General features: G+C 67.7%; 21 protein-coding genes. 17 read left to right on the forward strand and 4 right to left on the reverse strand.

Going from position 1 to position 20,922, the window contains the following annotated elements:
• Positions 1-73 precede the first annotated feature (73 nt).
• The 10 genes from wspR (at position 74) to PSPA7_RS06885 (ending at position 9,430) form a co-directional block, all read left to right on the forward strand.
• Positions 74-1,114 (forward strand): Wsp signal transduction system regulator diguanylate cyclase WspR, encoded by a 1,041-nt coding sequence (gene wspR, locus PSPA7_RS06840; RefSeq protein ID WP_041025299.1) that lies wholly within the window; start codon positions 74-76, stop codon positions 1,112-1,114.
• Between the two features lie 115 nt (positions 1,115-1,229).
• A protein-coding gene (gene prfB, locus PSPA7_RS06845) for a peptide chain release factor 2 (protein ID WP_116803135.1) occupies positions 1,230-2,325 on the forward strand; the annotation gives its coding sequence in 2 pieces (ribosomal slippage) (positions 1,230-1,301 and positions 1,303-2,325; 1,095 coding nt in all).
• A 167-nt stretch (positions 2,326-2,492) separates the two neighbouring features.
• On the forward strand, positions 2,493-3,998 hold the full coding sequence (gene lysS, locus PSPA7_RS06850; RefSeq protein WP_012074663.1) for a lysine--tRNA ligase: 1,506 nt from the start codon (positions 2,493-2,495) through the stop codon (positions 3,996-3,998).
• A gap of 209 nt (positions 3,999-4,207) precedes the next feature.
• Entirely contained in the window at positions 4,208-4,921 is a 714-nt protein-coding gene (locus PSPA7_RS06855) for a TetR/AcrR family transcriptional regulator (RefSeq protein ID WP_012074664.1), read from the forward strand.
• A gap of 97 nt (positions 4,922-5,018) precedes the next feature.
• Positions 5,019-5,570, forward strand: coding sequence for a hypothetical protein (locus PSPA7_RS06860; protein WP_003154121.1), 552 nt, complete (start codon positions 5,019-5,021; stop codon positions 5,568-5,570).
• 8 nt (positions 5,571-5,578) lie between these two features.
• Complete coding sequence (locus PSPA7_RS06865) at positions 5,579-6,874, forward strand: flavohemoglobin expression-modulating QEGLA motif protein (RefSeq protein WP_003154120.1); 1,296 nt, start codon at positions 5,579-5,581, stop codon at positions 6,872-6,874.
• Between the two features lie 69 nt (positions 6,875-6,943).
• Positions 6,944-7,690 (forward strand): TIGR00266 family protein, encoded by a 747-nt coding sequence (locus PSPA7_RS06870; RefSeq protein WP_003154118.1) that lies wholly within the window; start codon positions 6,944-6,946, stop codon positions 7,688-7,690.
• Positions 7,687-8,592 carry an alpha/beta hydrolase gene (locus PSPA7_RS06875; RefSeq protein WP_012074665.1) on the forward strand — a complete coding sequence of 302 codons (906 nt, stop codon included), beginning with the start codon at positions 7,687-7,689 and terminating at the stop codon, positions 8,590-8,592. The genes PSPA7_RS06870 and PSPA7_RS06875 overlap by 4 nt, the downstream gene beginning before the upstream one ends.
• Positions 8,589-8,912 (forward strand): PA3694 family proteiin, encoded by a 324-nt coding sequence (locus PSPA7_RS06880; RefSeq protein ID WP_003154115.1) that lies wholly within the window; start codon positions 8,589-8,591, stop codon positions 8,910-8,912. The genes PSPA7_RS06875 and PSPA7_RS06880 overlap by 4 nt, the downstream gene beginning before the upstream one ends.
• Positions 8,909-9,430, forward strand: a complete 522-nt coding sequence (locus PSPA7_RS06885; protein ID WP_003154114.1) for an O-acetyl-ADP-ribose deacetylase — start codon at positions 8,909-8,911, stop codon at positions 9,428-9,430. Before PSPA7_RS06880 ends, PSPA7_RS06885 begins: the two co-directional genes overlap by 4 nt.
• Positions 9,431-9,497: 67 nt before the next feature.
• On the opposite strand, the gene lptF is transcribed toward PSPA7_RS06885, so the two are convergent.
• From lptF to PSPA7_RS06900, 3 genes are all read right to left on the reverse strand, one after another.
• Positions 9,498-10,283: a lipotoxin F family OmpA-related lipoprotein LptF gene (gene lptF, locus PSPA7_RS06890; protein ID WP_003154112.1), complete on the reverse strand. Its 786-nt coding sequence runs from the start codon at positions 10,281-10,283 to the stop codon at positions 9,498-9,500.
• A gap of 48 nt (positions 10,284-10,331) precedes the next feature.
• Positions 10,332-10,736: a DUF4398 domain-containing protein gene (locus PSPA7_RS06895; protein ID WP_012074666.1), complete on the reverse strand. Its 405-nt coding sequence runs from the start codon at positions 10,734-10,736 to the stop codon at positions 10,332-10,334.
• A gap of 367 nt (positions 10,737-11,103) precedes the next feature.
• Positions 11,104-13,350, reverse strand: coding sequence for a heavy metal translocating P-type ATPase (locus PSPA7_RS06900; protein WP_012074667.1), 2,247 nt, complete (start codon positions 13,348-13,350; stop codon positions 11,104-11,106).
• Between the two features lie 114 nt (positions 13,351-13,464).
• Between PSPA7_RS06900 and cadR the strand changes: the two genes are divergently transcribed.
• The gene (gene cadR / locus PSPA7_RS06905) at positions 13,465-13,935 is read left to right on the forward strand and encodes a Cd(II)/Pb(II)-responsive transcriptional regulator (RefSeq protein ID WP_003154109.1); all 471 of its coding nucleotides are present in this window, start codon (positions 13,465-13,467) and stop codon (positions 13,933-13,935) included.
• Positions 13,936-13,945: 10 nt separating this feature from the next.
• Here cadR and PSPA7_RS06910 read toward each other — a convergent pair whose 3' ends face one another.
• Entirely contained in the window at positions 13,946-14,290 is a 345-nt protein-coding gene (locus PSPA7_RS06910) for a hypothetical protein (protein WP_003154107.1), read from the reverse strand.
• A 198-nt stretch (positions 14,291-14,488) separates the two neighbouring features.
• On the opposite strand from PSPA7_RS06910, the gene ppc reads away from it, so the two are divergent.
• From ppc to PSPA7_RS06940, 6 genes are all read left to right on the forward strand, one after another.
• Complete coding sequence (gene ppc / locus PSPA7_RS06915; protein WP_012074668.1) at positions 14,489-17,125, forward strand: phosphoenolpyruvate carboxylase; 2,637 nt, start codon at positions 14,489-14,491, stop codon at positions 17,123-17,125.
• A gap of 160 nt (positions 17,126-17,285) precedes the next feature.
• Positions 17,286-17,933 (forward strand): adenylate kinase, encoded by a 648-nt coding sequence (adk, locus tag PSPA7_RS06920; protein ID WP_012074669.1) that lies wholly within the window; start codon positions 17,286-17,288, stop codon positions 17,931-17,933.
• Between the two features lie 103 nt (positions 17,934-18,036).
• Positions 18,037-18,717, forward strand: a complete 681-nt coding sequence (gene tsaB, locus PSPA7_RS06925; protein WP_012074670.1) for a tRNA (adenosine(37)-N6)-threonylcarbamoyltransferase complex dimerization subunit type 1 TsaB — start codon at positions 18,037-18,039, stop codon at positions 18,715-18,717.
• A gap of 72 nt (positions 18,718-18,789) precedes the next feature.
• Complete coding sequence (locus tag PSPA7_RS06930; protein ID WP_023443263.1) at positions 18,790-19,137, forward strand: hypothetical protein; 348 nt, start codon at positions 18,790-18,792, stop codon at positions 19,135-19,137.
• A gap of 19 nt (positions 19,138-19,156) precedes the next feature.
• Positions 19,157-20,023 (forward strand): DUF72 domain-containing protein, encoded by an 867-nt coding sequence (locus tag PSPA7_RS06935; RefSeq protein ID WP_012074672.1) that lies wholly within the window; start codon positions 19,157-19,159, stop codon positions 20,021-20,023.
• A 72-nt stretch (positions 20,024-20,095) separates the two neighbouring features.
• Positions 20,096-20,920, forward strand: a complete 825-nt coding sequence (locus tag PSPA7_RS06940; protein WP_003156669.1) for an isocitrate lyase/PEP mutase family protein — start codon at positions 20,096-20,098, stop codon at positions 20,918-20,920.
• Positions 20,921-20,922 lie beyond the last annotated feature (2 nt).

Genomic DNA, 20,922 nt, shown 5'->3' on the forward strand with positions numbered 1-20,922 from the left:
GCCGGCACCCGTCCGCGCGGTGGGTGGAACAGCATTCAATTTGATACGAGGGGCCCCGGTCCCGGAGAGAAACATGCACAACCCTCATGAGAGCAAGACAGACCTGAGCGCCCCCGTGGATGGCGCGGTCATGGTATTGCTTGTCGATGATCAGGCCATGATCGGAGAGGCTGTGCGTCGCTCGCTGGCGAGCGAGGCGGGCATCGATTTCCATTTCTGTTCCGATCCGCAGCAGGCGGTGGCGGTGGCCAACCAGATCAAGCCGACGGTGATCCTCCAGGACCTGGTGATGCCCGGCGTCGACGGCCTGACGCTGCTCGCCGCCTACCGTGGCAACCCGGCTACCCGGGACATCCCGATCATCGTCCTGTCGACCAAGGAGGAACCGACGGTGAAGAGCGCGGCGTTCGCCGCCGGCGCCAACGACTATCTGGTCAAGCTGCCGGATGCCATCGAACTGGTGGCACGGATCCGCTACCACTCGCGCTCGTACATCGCCCTGCAGCAGCGCGACGAGGCCTACCGGGCGCTGCGCGAGAGCCAGCAGCAACTGCTGGAGACCAACCTGGTGCTGCAGCGGCTGATGAACTCCGACGGCCTGACCGGACTGTCCAATCACCGCCACTTCGACGAATACTTGGAGATGGAGTGGCGCCGCTCGCTGCGCGAGCAGTCGCAGCTGTCGCTGCTGATGATCGACGTGGACTATTTCAAGAGCTACAACGACACCTTCGGCCACGTCGCCGGCGACGAGGCTCTGCGCCAGGTCGCCGGGGCCATCCGCGAAGGCTGCAGCCGTTCGTCGGACCTGGCGGCGCGCTATGGCGGCGAGGAGTTCGCCATGGTTCTGCCGGGCACCTCGCCAGGCGGTGCGCGATTGCTCGCGGAGAAGGTCCGGCGCACGGTGGAGAGCCTGCAGATCAGCCACGACCAGCCGCGCCCCGGCTCGCACCTGACCGTCAGCATCGGCGTCAGCACCCTGGTGCCGGGCGGTGGCGGGCAGACCTTCCGGGTCCTCATCGAGATGGCCGACCAGGCGCTCTACCAGGCCAAGAACAACGGCCGCAACCAGGTCGGCCTGCTGGAGCAACCGACGCCGCCGGCGGCCGGCTGAGCGACGGCCATGCGTCGCCGGTAGCGTTAAATCGCGCTCGGCGTACTGCCTGCGCGGCGCAAGTGCAGTATACTTCGCAGCTTTTCGACGTTTTCCCCGCGAGTGACCGCCAGCCATGGAAATCAACCCGATCCTCAACAGCATCAAGGACCTCTCCGAGCGCACCCAGACCATTCGGGGGTATCTTTGACTACGATCAGAAGCATGATCGCCTGGTCGAAGTAAACCGCGAGCTCGAAGACCCCAACGTCTGGAACAACCCCGAATACGCCCAGAACCTCGGCCGTGAGCGCGCCCAGCTGGCGCAGGTGGTGGAAACCCTGGACGACCTGACCAGCGGCCTGGCCGATTCCCGCGACCTGCTGGACATGGCCGTCGAGGAAGGCGACGAGGGCGCCGTCGGCGACGTCGCCGGCGAAGTCGAGCGCCTGCGCGAGATCCTCGAGAAGCTGGAGTTCCGCCGCATGTTCAGCGGCGAGATGGACCCGAACAACGCCTACCTGGACATCCAGGCCGGTTCCGGCGGCACCGAGGCCCAGGACTGGGCCAACATGCTGCTGCGCATGTACCTGCGCTGGGCCGACAAGCACGGCTTCGACGCCACCATCATCGAGCTGTCCGAGGGCGAGGTCGCCGGTATCAAGGGCGCCACCGTGCACGTCAAGGGCGAGTACGCCTTCGGCTGGCTGCGCACCGAGATCGGCGTGCACCGCCTGGTGCGCAAGAGCCCGTTCGATTCCGGCAACCGTCGCCATACCTCGTTCACCGCGGTGTTCGTGTCGCCCGAGATCGACGACAACATCGAGATCGAGATCAACCCGGCCGACCTGCGCATCGACACCTACCGCTCCTCCGGCGCGGGCGGTCAGCACGTGAACACCACCGATTCGGCGGTGCGGATCACCCACGTGCCGACCAACACCGTGGTGGCGTGCCAGAACGAACGCTCCCAGCACGCCAACAAGGACACCGCGATGAAGATGCTGCGGGCCAAGTTGTACGAGCAGGAGATGCAGAAGCGCACCGCCGCCTCGCAGGCGCTGGAGGACACCAAGTCGGACATCGGCTGGGGTCACCAGATCCGCTCTTACGTGCTCGACCAGTCGCGGATCAAGGACCTGCGCACCGGCATCGAGCGCAGCGACTGCGACAAGGTGCTCGACGGCGACCTAGACGAATACCTCGAAGCCAGCCTCAAACAGGGGCTGTAAAGCCGCTGCGCTTGGCCATGCCGCGTTGGAAAATGGCTCGGACCGCGCGTTTACCGGCGTAAACTCCGCGTCCTCGCCATTTTCCGCCTTGCCAGGCCCCGCGCTCGCCCCCTGTTGCGCAATCCGTTTCCACAGGCAAGAGAGCCTAACCAGGAACCACCAAGACCATGAGCGACCAACAACTCGACCAGCACGAACTGCAACAGGAAGAAAACAAGCTGATCGCCCAGCGCAAGGAAAAGCTTGCCGCCGTGCGCGAAGCGCGGGCCATCGCCTTCCCCAACGACTTCCGCCGCGACGCCTATTTCGCGGACCTGCAGAAACAGTACGCGGACAAGACCAAGGAAGAGCTGGAAGCCGCAGCCATCCCGGTCAAGGTCGCCGGTCGGATCATGCTCAACCGCGGTTCCTTCATCGTCCTCCAGGACAGCAGCGAGCGCCTGCAGGTCTACGTCAACCGCAAGACCCTGCCGGAAGAGACCCTGGCCGAGATCAAGACCTGGGACCTGGGCGACATCATCGGCGCCGAAGGCGTGCTGGCGCGCTCGGGCAAGGGCGACCTGTACGTCGACATGACCAGCGTGCGCCTGCTGACCAAGTCGCTGCGCCCGCTACCGGACAAGCACCATGGCCTGACCGACACCGAGCAGCGCTACCGCCAGCGCTACGTCGACCTGATGGTCAACGAGGAAACCCGCCACACCTTCCGCGTGCGCTCCCAGGTCATCGCCCACATCCGCCGCTTCCTCAGCGAGCGCGGTTTCCTCGAAGTGGAGACCCCGATGCTGCAGACCATCCCCGGCGGCGCCGCGGCCAAGCCGTTCGAGACCCATCACAATGCGCTGGACATGGCCATGTTCCTGCGCATCGCCCCGGAGCTGTACCTCAAGCGCCTGGTGGTCGGCGGTTTCGAGAAGGTCTTCGAGATCAACCGCAACTTCCGCAACGAAGGCGTCTCGACCCGGCACAACCCCGAGTTCACCATGCTCGAGTTCTACCAGGCCTACGCCGACTACGAAGACAACATGGACCTGACCGAGGAACTGTTCCGAGAGCTGGCCCAGGCGGTTCTCGGCAGCACCGACGTGCCGTACGGCGACAAGGTCTTCCACTTCGGCGAGCCGTTCGTGCGCCTGTCGGTGTACGACTCGATCCTCAAGTACAACCCGCAGATCACCCCCGCCGACCTCAACGACGTCGAGAAGGCCCGGGCCATCGCCAGGAAGGCCGGCGCCAAGGTCCTCGGCCACGAAGGCCTGGGCAAGCTGCAGGTGATGATTTTCGAAGAGCTGGTGGAGCACAAGCTGGAGCAGCCGCACTTCATCACCCGCTACCCCTTCGAGGTTTCGCCGCTGGCCCGCCGTAACGACGAGGACCCGAGCGTCACCGACCGCTTCGAGCTGTTCATCGGCGGCCGCGAGATCGCCAACGCCTATTCCGAGCTGAACGATGCCGAGGACCAGGCCGAGCGCTTCATGTTGCAGGTCAAGGAGAAGGACGCCGGCGACGACGAGGCGATGCACTACGACGCCGACTTCATCAACGCCCTGGAATACGGCATGCCGCCGACCGCCGGCGAAGGCATCGGCATCGACCGCCTGGTGATGCTGCTGACCAACTCGCCGTCGATCCGCGACGTGATCCTGTTCCCGCACATGCGCCCGCAGGCCTGAGCGCCGCAACAGTCCATGGAAAAGCCGCCTTCGGGCGGTTTTTTCATGGCCGCGCGGTATCCCGGCTGCCTGGCCTGGGGCCTATAGCCGCCGATCCGCCGGCTGACCACGGGAGGTGCGGGCGGGATCGGAGATCCCGATAGCGGCCGATTGATTCCACGCGAAAAAGCCCGAACAATGCCCCATCGTCCGCGAGCGGAGGAAACACCGTGCCCCGAGTAGCTCCCAGAGACAGCGCCGCCCAGGCCGCCAGCGCGGTGGCCGAGAGCGTCAGGTACCAGGGCCGCAAGGCCAGCCGCCAGGGCAGCGAGCAGCGCCGCCAGGCGATCCTCGACGCCGCCATGCGCCTGATCGTCCGCGATGGCGTGCGCGCCGTGCGCCACCGCGCGGTGGCCGCCGAGGCCCAGGTGCCGTTGTCGGCCACCACCTACTATTTCAAGGACATCGACGACCTCATCACCGACACCTTCACCCTCTTCGTCGAGCGCAACGCCGAGGCGCTGTCGGCATTCTGGCGCAGTGTGGAGGGCGACCTCCAGGAGATGGCCGCGGTCCTGGCCGGCGACCCCGGCGCCCGTGGCTCGCTGGTGGAGCAGATCGTCGAGCTGGCCGTGCAGTACGTCCAGGTCCAGCTCACCGAGCGCCGCGAACACCTGTTGGCCGAGCAGGCCTTTCGCCAGGAGGTGCTGCTCAACCCGCGCCTGCGCGAACTGGCCGACGCCCACCAGCGGATCCTCTCCCTCGGCGCGGTGCATTTTTTCCAGGTGCTCGGCTCCAGCGAGCCCGAACAGGACGCCAAGGTGTTGACGTCGATTATTCTGCAGATGGAATATCAGGGCCTCGTGGATGGGGTGGAGCAACTGGCCGTGGACGAAATGCGCGCCATACTCAGACGGTACCTGAACCTGGTCATGGGCCTCTGACCCGAGCGTCCAACCCCGCCATGGCGGGGTTTTTCATAGCCGAACCTTGCCTCGGCCAACGGGTCGCAGGGGCTGGAGGGTTCCTAAGGAGCGTGTGATGAAAGCCTGGCGTTGCCTGGTGGTCCTGAGTTTCCTGCTGCTGGGCGGATGCCTGGTCACCTTCAAGGAGCCGATTCCGCCGCGGGAGGCGGCGCCCAGCCACCTGCTCGGCACCTGGAGCCGGGAAAACGAGTGGAAGGAGGAACAGTTCCTCGAGATCACCCGTTCCGGCAGCAATGTTTACCGCGCGGTCAGCTACGTGGACAGCAAGGACAATACCGAGAGCCTGGAGGACTATGGCTTCACCGTGTCCCACCAGGGCAAGCGCTGGTACCTGTCGGCCGGCCTGCCGAAGAGCCTGGGCGGCAACTTCGCGATCGCCGGCTTCGAGATCACCGACGGCGACGAACTGGTGATCTACAACCTCGATGTCGAGCGCATCGTCGAGGACCTCGGCAAAGGCCAGCTCGACGGCGAGACCGTCGACAGCGAGCAGGGCAAGGGCGCGCTGGTGCGCAGCCCGCTGGAAAAGGTCTTCGCCTACCTGAACGATCCCGCCAATTCCGACGTGTTCGTCGAGGCCGCCCGCTTCCAGCGGGTCACCCAATGAGATTGCCGATGAGCCAGCGCAAGGCGCAGAACGACTACCAGAAGATCATCCGCTCCCTGTCCGACCGCATCGTCGAGGCGCAGACGCCGATCCGCGTGCTGGACGCGATCAAGTGGGACGACGGGATCCGCCAGGACTTCCTCAAGGGCCGTGGAAAGCACGCGCCGAAGGTCGATCGCGGCTACTACGACAGCCGCCCGCTGGCCTTCGACGCCAGCGCCAAGAAGCAGGAATTCCAGAACATCGAGCGCGACATCACCCGCCAGCTCGGCCAGTTCAACCCGGTCGGGCAGATCATGCGGCGGATGTGCAAGGAATACCGGATGGTCATCCGCATGCTCGAGGCGCGCGGCACCCCGGACCTCGGGCTGATCTCCCAGGAACTCTACGGCTCGGCCTCGGATGCCTTCCACGCCGGCGATCCGACCCTGGCCGACCTCGGCCTGATGCTCTCCGACTACCTGAACAACATCGCCGACCGCGGCGACCTCAAGGACGAACCCAAGACCCTGACCGCCAAGGAGGTCGTGCCGATCCTGCAGGCGCGGCTGAACACCGTGTTCGGCGAGGAGGAGGGCACCATCCGCGTCTTCGAGTCCGACGGCATCGTCGCCGACGCGGCGGCCGGCGCCGACTACATCAAGGTGCGCGCCGATGCCCTGTTCAACGAGCGCGACGTGCGCGCGCTGGAGGTCCACGAAGGTCTGGTGCATGTCGGCACCACCCTCAACGGCCTGAACCAGCCGATCTGCACCTTCCTCGCCAAGGGCCCGCCGTCCTCCACGGTGACCCAGGAAGGCCTGGCGATCCTGATGGAGGTGATCGCCTTCGCCTCCTACCCGACCCGCCTGCGCAAGCTGACCAACCGCACCCGGGCGATCCACATGGCCGAGGAGGGCGCCGACTTCCTCGACGTGTTCCATTTCTACCGCGAGCAGGGCTACAGCCTGGAAGACAGCTACCAGAACGCCAGCCGGGTGTTCCGCGGCTCGACACCGGACGGCCTGCCGTTCACCAAGGACCTGTCGTACCTGAAGGGCTTCATCCTCATCTACAACTACATCCAGCTGGCGGTGCGCAAGGGCAAGCTCGAGCAGATTCCCCTGCTGTTCTGCGGCAAGACCACCCTGGAAGACATGCGTACCCTGCGCCAACTGGTCGACGAGGGCCTGGTGGCGCCGCCGAAGTACCTGCCGCCGCAGTTCCGCGACCTCAACGCGCTGTCGGCCTGGATGTGTTTCTCGAACTTCCTCAATCACCTCAGCCTGGACCGCATCGAAGCGGACTACGCGAACATCCTCTGACCGTTCCCGCCGTACCGGTCCTTCCCGGTGCGCGCGCGGGCGGTCGGCCGGCAAGCAAGGAGAACGGCGATGGCCAGCCACGAACTCGACTACCGCATCCTCGGCGAGTCCATGCAGACCGTGGAGATCGAACTCGACCCCGGGGAAACCGTGATCGCCGAGGCGGGGGCGATGAACTACATGACCGGCGACATCCGCTTCACCGCGCGGATGGGCGACGGCTCCGACGGCAGCCTGCTGGGCAAGCTGTGGAGCGCCGGCAAGCGCAAGCTCGGCGGCGAATCGGTGTTCATGACCCACTTCACCAACGAGGGCCAGGGCAAGCAGCACGTGGCCTTCGCCGCGCCCTATCCGGGCAGCGTGCTGCCGGTGGACCTGGACGATGTCGGCGGGCGCCTGTTCTGCCAGAAGGACTCCTTCCTCTGCGCGGCCTACGGCACCAGGGTCGGCATCGCCTTCGCCAAGCGCCTGGGCGCGGGCTTCTTCGGTGGCGAAGGCTTCATCCTGCAGAAGCTCGAGGGCGATGGCCTGGTCTTCGTGCATGCCGGCGGCACGCTGATCCGCCGCCAGTTGCACGACGAGACGCTGCGGGTCGACACCGGTTGCCTGGTGGCCTTCACCGACGGCATCGACTATGACGTGCAACTGGCCGGCGGTCTGAAGAGCATGCTGTTCGGCGGCGAAGGATTGCTGCTGACCACCCTAAAGGGCAGCGGCACCGTCTGGCTGCAGAGCCTGCCATTCTCGCGCCTGGCCGGACGCATCTACGACGCCACCTTTCGTGCTCGCGAAGAGGTGAGGACCAACAACGGATGAAGCGCCTGCTGATCCCCCTGCTGGCGCTGGCCGGCCTGCTGCTGGGCGGCTGCAGCTCGCTGCTGTTCTATCCCGAGCCGGTGGTGCAGATCACTCCGGCGCGCGCCGGCCTGGAGTATCGCGACGTCAGCCTGACCACCGCCGACGGCGTGCGCCTGCGCGCCTGGTGGCTGCCGGCGAAGAAAGGCGTGCCGGTGAAAGGCACAGTGCTCTACCTGCATGGCAACGGTGGCAACCTCTCCTGGCACCTCGGCGGCACCTGGTGGCTGCCCGCCGAGGGCTACCAGGTGCTGATGCTCGACTACCGCGGCTATGGCCAGTCGGAGGGCGAGCCGGGACTGCCGGAGGTCTACCGCGACATCGACGCGGCCTTCGCCTGGCTCGACCAGGCGCCGGAGGTGAAAGGCACCGAGCGCGTGCTGCTCGGGCAGAGCCTCGGCGGCGCGCTGGCGATCCACTACCTGGCCGGGCATCCCGAACGCCAGGCGCAGTTCAAGGCGCTGGTGTTCGACGGCGTGCCGGCGAGCTACCGCGGCATCGCCCGGCACATGCTGGACGGCGCCTGGCTGACCTGGCCGCTGCAGGTGCCGTTGTCCTGGCTGGTGCCCGACGGCGACAGCGCGATCCATTCGGTGGCGCGGCTTTCTGGCGCACCCATGCTGTTCTTTCACAGCATCGACGATACCATTGTGCCCCTCGAGAACGGCATCGCCCTGTATCGCCAGGCGCGGCCGCCGAAGGTCCTGCAACTGACCCGTGGTGGCCACGTGCAGACCTTCGCCGAAGCGACCTGGCAGGAAGTGATGCTGCGCTTTCTCGACGACCCCCATGGCTTCACCGGCCTGCGCCGGCTGGCCGAAATCCCGAACCGCGAATCCGCGCAACCCGAAGGCAATCCATGAGCGAGCGTAACGTACTCCCCTGCATCCTGACCGGCATCGGTACCATCTTCGTCACCGTCGGCGTGCTCTGGTACTACGGCTACCTGCATTTCGCCAAGCCGCAGGACGCCCTGTTGCTGGCCGACTTCACCATGCTCAAGAGCCTCCCCGGCGAGGATGTGAAGCTGTCCCTGCAGCCGGCCAAGCAGGTCGCGCAGTGCATCGACGGCGTGCTGGTGCTGTTCGACACCGAGCAGAAAGGCCTTTCCGGCGTGCTGGTGGACAACCGGAAGCACGCCGTGCGCTGCGCCGGACAGGAAGTCCCGCAGGAAGTGAAATGACCGAGGTCCGCGTCTGGCAGGGGGACATCACCCGTCTTGCGGTGGATGCCATCGTCAACGCGGCGAATTCCTCGCTGCTCGGTGGCGGCGGGGTCGACGGCGCGATCCACCGCGCCGCCGGTCCCGAGCTGGCGGCAGCGTGCCGCCTGCTGCACGGTTGCAAGACCGGCGCGGCGAAGATCACCCCTGGTTTCCGCCTGTCGGCGGCGCATGTGATCCATACCGTCGGCCCGGTCTGGCGCGGTGGCGACAACGGCGAGGCGGAACTGCTCGCCAGTTGCTATCGACACAGCCTGGCCCTGGCCGAACAGGCCGAGGCGGCCAGCGTCGCCTTTCCCGCGATCAGTTGCGGCATCTACGGCTATCCGTTGGAACTGGCCGCGACGATCGCCATCGAGGAAGTCTGCCGGCCACGCCCGGAGGGCGGAAGCCTGGAGGAGATCGTCCTGGTCGCCTTCGATGCGTCGATGGCCGAGCGCTACCGGCGTTTGCTGGACGAACGGCGCGGCCCCCGCTGAGGCGCTTCGCGGGTGCCAATGCAAAAGCCCCGCCGGGCGGCGGGGCTTTTGCGTATCGCGACGGTGGTCAGCCGCTGACGGAAGAGCGCGGCGCGACCGGCTTGGCGTCGTTGGAGATGGTCACTTCCACGCGACGGTTCATGGCGCGGCCGGAGCTGGTGCCGTTGCTGGCGACCGGATACTCCTTGCCGTAGCCACGGGTGGCCACGCGTTCCGGGCTGATGCCGCGGCTGAGCAGGGCCATGCGCACGGAGTCGGCGCGGCGCTCGGACAGGCGCTGGTTGTAGTTGGCCGAACCGGTGCTGTCGGTGTAGCCCTCGACGATCACCTGGCGCTCGGGGTTCTGCTGGAGGAACTCGGCCAGCTGCTGGATGTTGCGCATGGCGCCGGGCTTGAGGTCGGACTTGTCGAGGTCGAACAGCACGTCGCCGAAGGTCACCATGGTGCCGCGCGAGGTCTGCTTGGCGTTCAGCTGGCTGCGCAGCTTGTCCAGTTGCGCGGTGCGCGCGTCGAGGCGGGCCTGGGCGCGCTGGGCGGAAGCGTTCTGCAGTTGCGACTCGGCATTGCGCAGGACGATGGTCTGCTTGGCCAGTTCGATGCGCTGGTTGGTGAGGTAGGCCAGCTGGTCGACGTCGCGCTGGTCTTCGCCATCCTGGTAGGCCTTGTCGGCCTTGGCCAGCCAGTCGCCGGCATCTTTGGTTTCCAGGGCCGCGACCTTGGTCGCGTCGGGCTGCGACTGCAGCGCGGAGAAGTTGCTGCGGGCCTGTTCCAGGTTGGCATTCGGTGGCGTCGAGCAGGCGGCCAACGCCAGGGCCAGCAGGGAAACGGCGGGGAGGGCAATGTACTTACGCATAGGAGTCATCCTTAATCACGAATCGACGAAAGAAGGGCGGGGACGGGCTTAAGGCTGCGTATCGCGCATGCCTTCCTCGCGCAGTTCCATGACGCCCTGCTGGGCATCCTTCACGGCTTTCTGCGCCTTGGCGGCCTGGGTCTTGCGCTCGGCGACCCGGGCATCCCACTCGGCCTGCTGGGCCAGGCGCTTGGCCTGGTCGTATTCCTTGTCGTTCATGGCGATGCGCGCCTGGCTCAGCTTGTCCTGGGCGGACTTCATCTCGACCGGGGCGTATTCCGGGCCGCCGGCGCTCACCGCGTTGTTCACCGCGGACTCGGTCACGGCGAACTGCTCGGTCGGCGGGTTGCCGGCGCAGCCGGCCAGGACCAGGCTGCTGCCTACGGCCAGCAGGGCCAGCTTGAGGCCACGCAGGGAACCGGTGTGTTGCTTGCTCATCGCTTTTTGCTCCATGGGAAATTTCCTCTGACAGGGATGCTGATTCCTTGGCTTTTTCACTTCTGGCCATTGCCGGGGACCCGTTTCCGAATTTCCCTGGCGATTTTTCCTGCTCACTGAGCAAGCCTGCGCGAACCCCTGATCAGGGGGTTGGCGATTGGCCATGTACGTTTAGTGACTCCCCCGTTTGTTCAGGGGTTCAAAAAAAAATCTGAATTTTTCTGACCGAACGGTCGGCTCCCGAGGTGGTCGCGGCAGCTCATTCGCAACGACGGCGGCCCGCTGCACGTGGGTTGCGGCGGCAGCGCAGCGCAGAGCCCCGGGTTCCCACGGACAGAAAAAAGCCCCACCGGAGTGGGGCTCGTCGAAGCGCAGGCGGCTGTCAGAAACGCTTGCGCAACAGGCGCAGGCCGTTGAACACCACCAGCAGGCTAGCGCCCATGTCGGCGAACACCGCCATCCACAGGGTGCCTTCGCCGGCCAGGGTGAGGGCGAGGAACACCGCCTTGATACCCAGGGCGAGGCTGATGTTCTGGATCAGGATCGCGTGGGTGGTACGCGACAGGCGGATGAACTGCGGCAGCTTGCGCAGGTCGTCGTCCATCAGCGCCACGCCGGCGGTCTCGATGGCGGTGTCGGTGCCCGCCGCGCCCATGGCGAAGCCGATGTCGGCGCGCGCCAGCGCGGGTGCGTCGTTGATCCCGTCGCCGACCATGCCGACCCGCGAACCGTCGGCCTGGCGCGCTTCCACTTCGCGCAGCTTGTCTTCCGGCAGCAGGTTGCCGCGCGCCGCGTCGATACCCACCTGGCTGGCGATGGCGGCGGCGGTGTGCGGGTTGTCGCCGGTCAGCATCAGGGTCTTCACATCCAGTTGGTGCAGCTCGCGGATCGCCTCGCGGCTGCTGTCCTTGACCCCGTCGGCGACCGCGAACAGGGCCCGCACCCGCTGCGGGTCGCACAGCGCGATGACGGTCTTGCCCTGGCGCTCCAGGGCGTCCAGGCGCTCTTCCAGGGCTGGCGAGCAGAGCCCCAGTTCTTCCACCAGGCGATGGTTGCCGAGGTGGTAGAGCACGCCATCGATGCGTCCGCTGACACCGCGTCCCGGCAGCGCGGTGAGGTCCTCGACCACGCCCAGGGCGAGGCCGTCCTCTTCCGCTGCGTTGGCCACGGCGCGCGATACCGGGTGGTCGGAACGCGCGGCCAGGCTGGCGGCGAGCAGGCGCGCATCCGTCCCTTCATCTTCCGCGATCGGCAGGTAATCGGTCTGCTGCGGCTTGCCGTGGGTGATGGTGCCGGTCTTGTCGAGGGCGACCCAGGACAGCTTGCGGCCGAGTTCGAGGAACACCCCGCCCTTGATCAGGATGCCCAGGCGCGCCGCGGCGGACAGGCCGCTGACGATGGTCACCGGGGTCGAGATCACCAGGGCGCAGGGACAGGCGATCACCAGCAGCACCAGCGCCCGGTAGATCCAGTCCAGCCAGGCGCCGCCGAGCAGCAATGGCGGCAGCACCGCGGTGGCCAGGGCGATGAGGAACACCACCGGGGTGTAGACGCGGGCGAAGCTGTCGACGAAGCGCTGGGTCGGCGCGCGGGAGCCCTGGGCTTCCTCCACCGCGTGGATGATCCGTGCCAGGGTGCTGTCGTCGGCGCGGCGGGTGACGCGGTATTCCAGCGCGCCCTCGCCGTTGATGCTGCCGGCGAACAGCGGCTCGCCGACCTCCTTCTCCACCGGCAGGCTTTCGCCGGTGATCGGCGCCTGGTTGACGCTGGAGCGGCCGCTGATCACCTCGCCATCGAGGGCGATGCGTTCGCCGGGCTTCACGCGCACGGTGGCTTCCAGCTCCACTTGCTTGGCCGGCAACTCCTTCCATTCGCCGCCGACCAGCACCGTGGCCTGTTCCGGAGCCAGTTGCAGCAGACCGCGGATGGCGTTGCGCGCGCGATCCAGGGACTTCGCCTCGATCAGTTCGGCGATGGCGAACAGCACGCTGACCATCGCCGCTTCCGGCCACTGGCCGATCAGCACGGCACCGGTCACGGCGATGCTCATCAGCGCGTTGATGTTCAGGTTGCGGTTCTTCAGGGCAATCCAGCCCTTGCGGTAGGTCGGCAGGCCGGCGCCGAGGATCGCCAGCAGGGCGAGGCCCGCGACCACCCAGTCCGGCGCCAGGCCGAACCAGTGGACGACTTCCGAGGCCAGCGCCATGACGCCGGCCAGGGCCAATGGCCACCAGGGTTTCGTCGGCGCTTCCGAGGGCCCGTCGAGCCCTTCGCCAGCGTCCAGCGGCACCGCCTGCATGCCGAGGCCGGCGATCAGCTTCTGCAGCGGCTCGACGCTGTCGAAGCGATGCTGGACCCGCAGCAGGCGCTGCATCAGGTTGAACTCCAGCGACTCCACCGCCGGCTGGCGGCCGAGGGCATCGCGGATCAGGCGCTCTTCGGTGGGGCAGTCCATCGCTTCGATGCGCAGGTCGCTCCAGCGCAGCTCGGCGTTGCCGGCCAGGGTTCCGATGGCAGCCAGCGCGGGACGGGGCGCGTGGCGATGCCCATGATCATGTCCGTGACCGTGACCGTGACCGTGACCGTGACCGTGACCGTGACAGCAGGTGTCGGCGTGTTCGTGGCTCATGGAAACAATTCCCGTTTGACGTGTTGGATGCGATTGCACACCCTGTAGCAACTACAGAGTCAAGCGGTACTGGCAATTCCCATAGCCGGAGGCTGGCCGCGGCGAGGAGGGACGATGAAGATCGGTGAACTGGCGAAACGCACCGGCTGCCCGGTGGAAACCATCCGCTACTACGAGCGCGAGGGACTGTTGCCCGAGCCGGGGCGCAGCGAAGGCAACTACCGGCAGTACACGCTGGCGCACGTCGAACGCCTGTCGTTCATCCGCCATTGCCGTTCGCTGGACATGACCCAGGAGGAAATCCGCACCCTGCTGGCCTTGCGCGACCGCCCCGAGGCGGACTGCGGTACCGCCAACCGGCTGATCGACGAGCACCTGCACCATGTCGAGGTGCGCATCGCCGAACTCCAGGCGCTGCGCGAGCAACTGCAGGACCTCGGCTCGCGCTGCACGGTCGCCGGCAACAGCGAGGCCTGCGGCATCCTCCGCGAACTGGAGCAGCCGGCGCCGCTATCGCCGATCGCCGATGACTGCGCCGGCGCCGGACACCTGCACGTGCCCGGGGTGCACAAGCGCCACGGCTGAGGCAGGCGCCTCAGTGGCTGGAAGTGTCCTGCTGGGCGGTGAGTTCCTGCAGGTACTTGCGCGACAGCGAGAGGAAACGCGGGGTCGGGCCGACGTCCTCGTAGAGCGGGTCGCCCTGTTCGTCGGTGGCCACCACCTGATTTCCCTTCACATAGGGGAAGCTCGCCTCGAGTTCCTCGAGGGCGGCGCCGACCAGTTCGCCGAGCAGTTCCTCGACGCTGCGCCTGGGGTACATCTCGTGCAGGGCGGCGAGGCGCGCGGCGCTCTCGACATCCAGCGGTACGCTGTAGCGGCTGCGGGCCATGCGGCCCCTGGCGGTGTGTTCCCAATGGCGGACAAGCTCACGGATCTTCATGCTGACCTCTTCTGCCCGGTCGTGGCGGGCGCGGCGGGTATGCCCTCGTGGGGCCGTGCCTCGGTGCGGGCACTTCCTACAGGTTAGTCCTCCGGCGTTCCGTTCGCCGCCCGGTGGGGCGTGCTGGCACGCTGCGGGCTTGTAAGCGCGGGGGCGCCTGAGCCAAGCTGGCTTTCCCACCCGCAGTGGAGACAGGTCATGCCGGAAATCGACGCGCGCCTGCGCGAGGACGTCCACCAGCTGGGCGAACTGCTTGGCGATACCATCCGCGAACAATACGGACCCGCGTTCCTCGACAAGATCGAACGCATCCGCAAGGGCGCCAAGGCCGCCCGCCGCGGTTCCGCGGAGGGCGCCCAGCAGCTCACCGCGACCCTCGACGGCCTCGAGGAAAGCGAACTGCTGCCGGTGGCGCGGGCCTTCAACCAGTTCCTCAACCTGGCCAACATCGCCGAGCAGTACCATCGCATCCGCCGGCGCCGGCCGAACGAGCCGGAACCGTTCGAGAACCTGGCGCTGGAAGAACTGCTGGGGCGTCTCAAGGACGCCGGGCATGCCCCGGGGCAACTGGCCCGCCAGCTCGCCGGGCTGGAGATCGAACTGGTGCTCACCGCCCATCCCACCGAGGTGGCGCGGCGCACGTTGATCCAGAAGTACGACGCGATCACCGCGCAACTGGCGACCAAGGACCATGCCGATCTGCTGCCGGAGGAGCGCAGCCGCATCCAGCGGCGCTTGCAGCGGCTGGTGGCCGAGGTCTGGCACACCGACGAGATCCGCAAGGTCCGGCCGACCCCGGTGGACGAGGCGAAATGGGGCTTCGCGGTGATCGAGCATTCCCTCTGGGAGGCCTTGCCGAATGTCCTCCGGCATGTCGACGAGGTGCTCCTGCGCAGCACCGGCGAGCGCCTGCCGCTGAGCGCCGCGCCGCTGCGCTTCGCCTCCTGGATGGGCGGCGACCGCGACGGCAATCCCAACGTCACCGCCGGCGTGACCCGTGAGGTCCTGCTGCTGGCGCGCTGGATGGCCGCCGACCTCTACCTGCGCGATATCGACCGGCTGGCCGCCGAGCTGTCCATGCAGGAGGCTTCGCCGGCACTGCTGGCGCGGGTCGGCGATAGCGCCGAACCCTACCGCGCGCTGCTCAAGCAATTGCGCGAACGCCTGCGGCTGACCCGTAGCTGGACCCACCAGGCCCTGGCTGGCGAAGTGCCGGCCGCGGAGGGTGTCCTGGAGCACAACCGCGACCTGGTCGAGCCGCTGCAACTGTGCCACGAGTCGCTGCACGCCTGCGGCATGGGCGTGATCGCCGATGGCGCGCTGCTCGACTGCCTGCGCCGCGCCGCCACTTTCGGCCTGTTCCTGGTGCGCCTGGACGTGCGCCAGGACGCCGGCCGGCACGCCGCCGCGCTCAGCGAGATCACCGAGTACCTGGAGCTGGGCAGCTACGCCGAGTGGGACGAAAAGACCCGCCTGGAATTCCTCCTCGAGGAACTGAACAGCCGCCGCCCCCTCCTGCCGGCGCACTACCAGCCCTCGGCGGAGACTGCCGAGGTGCTCGCCACCTGCCGGGCGATCGCCGCCGCGCCGCCGGCCTCGCTGGGCTCCTACGTGATCTCGATGGCCGGCCAGCCTTCCGATGTGCTGGCGGTGCAGTTGCTTCTGAAGGAGAGCGGCGTCGACTGGCCGATGCGCGTGGTACCGCTGTTCGAGACCCTCGACGATCTCGATAACGCCGGCCCCTGCATGGAGCGCCTGCTGACCCTGCCGGGCTATCGCTCGCGGCTTTCCGGGGTGCAGGAAGTGATGATCGGCTACTCCGACTCGGCCAAGGATGCCGGCACCCTGACGGCCGCCTGGGCGCAGTACCGGGCGCAGGAAAAACTGGTGGAGATCTGCCGCCACCACGAGGTCGAGCTGCTGCTCTTCCACGGTCGCGGCGGCACCGTCGGCCGCGGCGGCGGGCCGGCCCACGCGGCGATCCTGTCGCAGCCGCCGGGCTCGGTGGCCGGGCGTTTCCGGGTCACCGAGCAGGGCGAGATGATCCGCTTCAAGTTCGGCCTGCCGGACATCGCCGAACAGAACCTCAACCTCTACCTGGCCGCGGTGCTGGAGGCGACCCTGATGCCGCCGCCGGCGCCCGAGCCGGCCTGGCGCGCGCAGATGGACCGCCTGGCGAAGGATGCGCTGCACGCCTATCGCCGGGTGGTGCGCGACGATCCGCAGTTCGTCGAGTATTTCCGCCTGGCCACGCCCGAGCAGGAACTGGGCCGCCTGCCGCTGGGCAGCCGCCCGGCCAAGCGCCGCGAGGGCGGGGTGGAGAGCCTGCGGGCGATTCCGTGGATCTTCGCCTGGACCCAGACGCGCCTGATGCTGCCGGCCTGGCTCGGCTGGGAGACCGCCCTGCTGAACGCCATCGAGCGCGGCGAGGGCGCGCTGCTCGGGCAGATGCGCGAGCGATGGCCGTTCTTCACCACCCGTATCGACATGCTGGAGATGGTCCTGGCCAAGGCCGACGCGGATATCGCGCGGCTCTACGACGAACGTCTAGTGCCGCTCGAACTGCGTCCGCTGGGGCGCCGTTTACGCGACCTATTGTCGCAGGCGGTGCGCGTGGTGCTGGGCCTCACCGGGCAGTCGCTGCTGCTCGCCCATGCCAGCGAGACCCGCGAGTCGATCAGCGTGCGCAACAGCTATCTAGACCCGCTGCACCTGCTCCAGGCCGAGCTTCTGGCCCGCTCGCGGCGCTGCCGGGGCGATGCCTGCGGCGGCCTGGAGCAGGCGCTGCTGGTGACGGTGGCGGGGATCGCCGCCGGGCTGCGCAACACCGGATGAGGGAGGGTGGGGGCCAACTTTCGGTGTCTTGTGCGGTGGGGGGGCGCTGTGTATCTTGGACAGCCTTTTCGGCGCCATACAGTGCCGTTTCCCGCAAATACGAGATTGGCCCCACGAGGCGGATCCAGACTTTCGCTTACCAATTCTAAGGAGCATATCGATGCGTGTGATTCTGCTCGGGGCACCCGGTGCCGGCAAAGGCACCCAGGCACGGTTCATCACCGAGAAGTTCGGCATTCCGCAGATCTCCACCGGCGACATGCTGCGCGCCGCGGTCAAGGCCGGCAGCCCGCTGGGCCAGCAGGTGAAAGGCGTGATGGACAGCGGCGGCCTGGTTTCCGACGACATCATCATCGCCCTGATCAAGGAACGCATCACCGAGGCCGATTGCGCCAAGGGCTTCCTGTTCGACGGCTTCCCGCGCACCATCCCGCAGGCCGAAGCGCTGAAGGACGCCGGCGTGACCATCGACCACGTGGTCGAGATCGCCGTCGACGACGAGGAGATCGTTTCGCGCATCGCCGGTCGGCGCGTGCATCCGGCTTCCGGTCGCGTGTATCACACCGAACACAACCCGCCGAAGGTCGCCGGCAAGGACGACGTCACCGGCGAGGACCTGATCCAGCGCGAGGACGACAAGGAAGAGACCGTGCGTCACCGCCTGTCGGTCTACCATTCGCAGACCAAGCCGCTGGTCGACTTCTACCAGAAGCTCTCGGCCGCCGAAGGCACCCCGAAATACCACAGCATCGCCGGCGTCGGCTCGGTCGAGCAGATCACCGCGAAAGTGCTCTCGGCCCTGAGCTGATCCGCAGCGCTGTAGCACCGACGGCCCGCTAGCGGGCCGTCGGCGTTTGCGGGGCGGCGAAGGCTGGTACAATCGGCGTCCTTTTCACCATGCGGAATCGTCGATGTCCACTCTGTTGGCCCTGGATACCTCCACCGAAGCCTGCTCCGTCGCCCTGCTCCACGAGGGGCGGGTGCTCAGTCACTACGAGGTGATCCCGCGCCTGCACGCCCAGCGCCTGCTACCGATGGTCCGCGACCTGCTCGACGAGGCCGGCGTCGCCCTTTCCGCGGTGGACGCCATCGCCTTCGGGCGCGGCCCGGGCGCCTTCACCGGCGTGCGCATCGCCATCGGCGTGGTCCAGGGCCTGGCCTTCGCCCTGCAGCGCCCGGTGCTGGCGGTTTCCGACCTGGCGATCCTGGCCCAGCGCGCTCATCGCGAGCAGGGCGTGGAACGGGTCGCGGCGGCCATCGACGCGCGCATGGACGAGGTCTACTGGGGTTGCTACCGGTTGCAGCAGGGCGAGATGCGCCTGGCCGGCGTCGAGGCGGTATTGCCGCCGGAGCAGGTTGCCTTGCCAGGGGAGGCCGCCGACGCGGACTGGTTCGGCGCCGGCACCGGCTGGGGCTACGCCGGGCGCATGCCGGTGCAGCCGGCCGCGTTCGACGCCAGCCTGCTGCCGCACGCCGAGGACCTGCTGGGCCTGGCCGGTTTCGCCTGGGCGCGCGGCGAGGGCGTCGACGCCGAGCAGGCCCTGCCGGTGTACCTGCGCGATAACGTGGCGACGCCGAAAAAGGCGCCCTGAAACGGCGCGCAGCGGTAATTGCCAAGCCTTTCGGGGCTGGCTAGAGTGTGATGACTTCCCCGGGTTTTGATCATGCGTATCGACGGACTTTCTTCCTCATCGTTGCCGCTGGAGCGCAGCGCCCGACCGGGCTCCGCGGTCACGCCGTATCGCGACGTGCAGCGCGAGGTCGAGGCGCGTCGCGAGCAGCCGGCGCCGGTTTCCGGCAGCCAGGGCTTCGAGCAGGCGCCGCAGGCGCGCAAGGTCCAGGCCGGTTCGGCCAGCGGCGACAGCCTGCCGGTGAGCGCCCGCGACGTGCTGGCGTTCCAGCGTCCGGTGAGCAGCCACGCGGCGATGGCCCTGGCCAGCTACAACGCCACCGCCAGCCTGAACATCGACGCCGGCGCCGAGGACGTCCTCGGCCTCGACCTCTACGCCTGAGCGGCTCAGCGCGTTCCTCGTGGTTTCCCTTCCTTATTACCTCGGCTGCCCTTCCTGGAACGAGGCGGCCTGGCGCGGCAGCTTCTATCCCCGCGAACTGCGTTCCGCGGACTACCTCGCACACTACGGCGGCATCTTCAACGCGGTCGAGGGCAACACCACCTTCTATGCCCGGCCGTCGGCGGAAACCGTGCAGCGCTGGGCCGAGACGATGCCGCCGGGGTTCCGCTTCTGCGCCAAGTTTCCCCGCGACATCAGCCACGAAGGCGACCTGCGCGAACGGCTCGACGCCGCCGGTGACTTCCTCGAACTGCTGGCGCCGCTTGGCGAAAGGGTCAGCCCGGCGTGGCTGCAACTGTCCGCGGCATTCACCCCGCAGCGCCTGGGCGAACTGCTGTATTTCCTCGATGAGCTGAGTCCGCGGCGGATCGCCGTGGAAGTGCGCCACCCGGCGTTCTTCGACAAGGGCGAGGACGAGCGGCTGCTCAACCGCCACCTGCGCGAGCGTGGCGTGGAGCGTATCTGCCTGGATTCGCGGGCATTGTTCAGTTGCCGTTCGGACGATCCGGCGGTCCTCCACGCCCAGTCGAAGAAGCCGCGCCTGCCGGTTCGTCCGGCAGCCTTCGGCGATTCGCCGCAGGTGCGTTTCATCGGCGGTCCCGACCTGCCGGCCAACGAGGTGTTCCTCCTGCCCTGGGTGGACAAGGTGGTCGACTGGATCGAGGCTGGCCTGACTCCCTACGTGTTCCTGCATACCCCTGACAATCATCTGGCGGCCCAGCAGGCCCAGCGTTTCCACGCGCTGCTCGGCGAGCGCCTGCCGGGCTTGCCGGCGCTGCCCGAGCCGATTCCGGCCCCCGAAGTGGAGCAGCTGGGCCTGCTCTGAACGCTGCCTCGCTCGACGCTCCGCCGACATGCGCCTACGCTGGGAAATCCTTTGCCTGCCACGGAGCCCGCCATGACCAGCCAACGCCAGCGCGCCGAACGTTTCCGCGACCTGCACCAGGGGCCCGGCCTGCTGGTGCTGCCCAACCCCTGGGATGCCGGTTCGGCGAAAATGCTCGCCAGCCTCGGCTTCGACGCCCTTGCCACCACCAGCGCCGGCCTGGCGTTCTCCCTGGGCCGGCGCGATGGGGAAGGCGCGGTGAGCCGGGCCGAGGCGTTGGAGAACGCCCGGGCGATCGTCGCCGCCACCGATCTGCCGGTCGCCGCCGACCTGGAAAACGGTTATGGCGATGCTCCGCAAGACTGCGCCACGACCATCCGCCTGGCCGCCGAGGCCGGCCTGGTCGGTGGTTCCATCGAGGATGCCAGCGGGCGTGCCGGACAGCCCATCTATGAGTTTTCCGCCGCGCTGGAGCGGGTCGAGGCGGCGGTCGAGGCGGCCCGTGCGCTGCCATTCCCGTTCACCCTCTGCGCCCGCGCGGAGAACTTCCTGCACGGCCGCGAGGATCTCGACGACACCCTGCGGCGCCTGCGCGCCTACGCCGAGGCCGGCGCCGATGTGCTCTACGCGCCCGGGTTGAGCCGCCGCGAACAGATCGTCGCGGTGCTCGAGGCGGTGGCGCCGAAGCCGGTCAACGTGCTGGTCGGCTCGCCGCGCCTGGAACTGTCGCTGGACGAACTGGAGGCCCTCGGCGTCAAGCGCGTGAGCCTGGGCTCGAACCTTGCCCGGGTGGCCTTCGGCGCATTCCACGACGCCGCGCAGGCGCTGGCGCGGCGCGACCTGGATGCGACCCGTGCGGCGATGCCGTTCGACCGCATCAACGACCTGTTCCGCTGAAC

Origin of the sequence: Pseudomonas paraeruginosa PA7 (assembly GCF_000017205.1) — a bacterium.
Taxonomy (GTDB): domain Bacteria; phylum Pseudomonadota; class Gammaproteobacteria; order Pseudomonadales; family Pseudomonadaceae; genus Pseudomonas; species Pseudomonas paraeruginosa.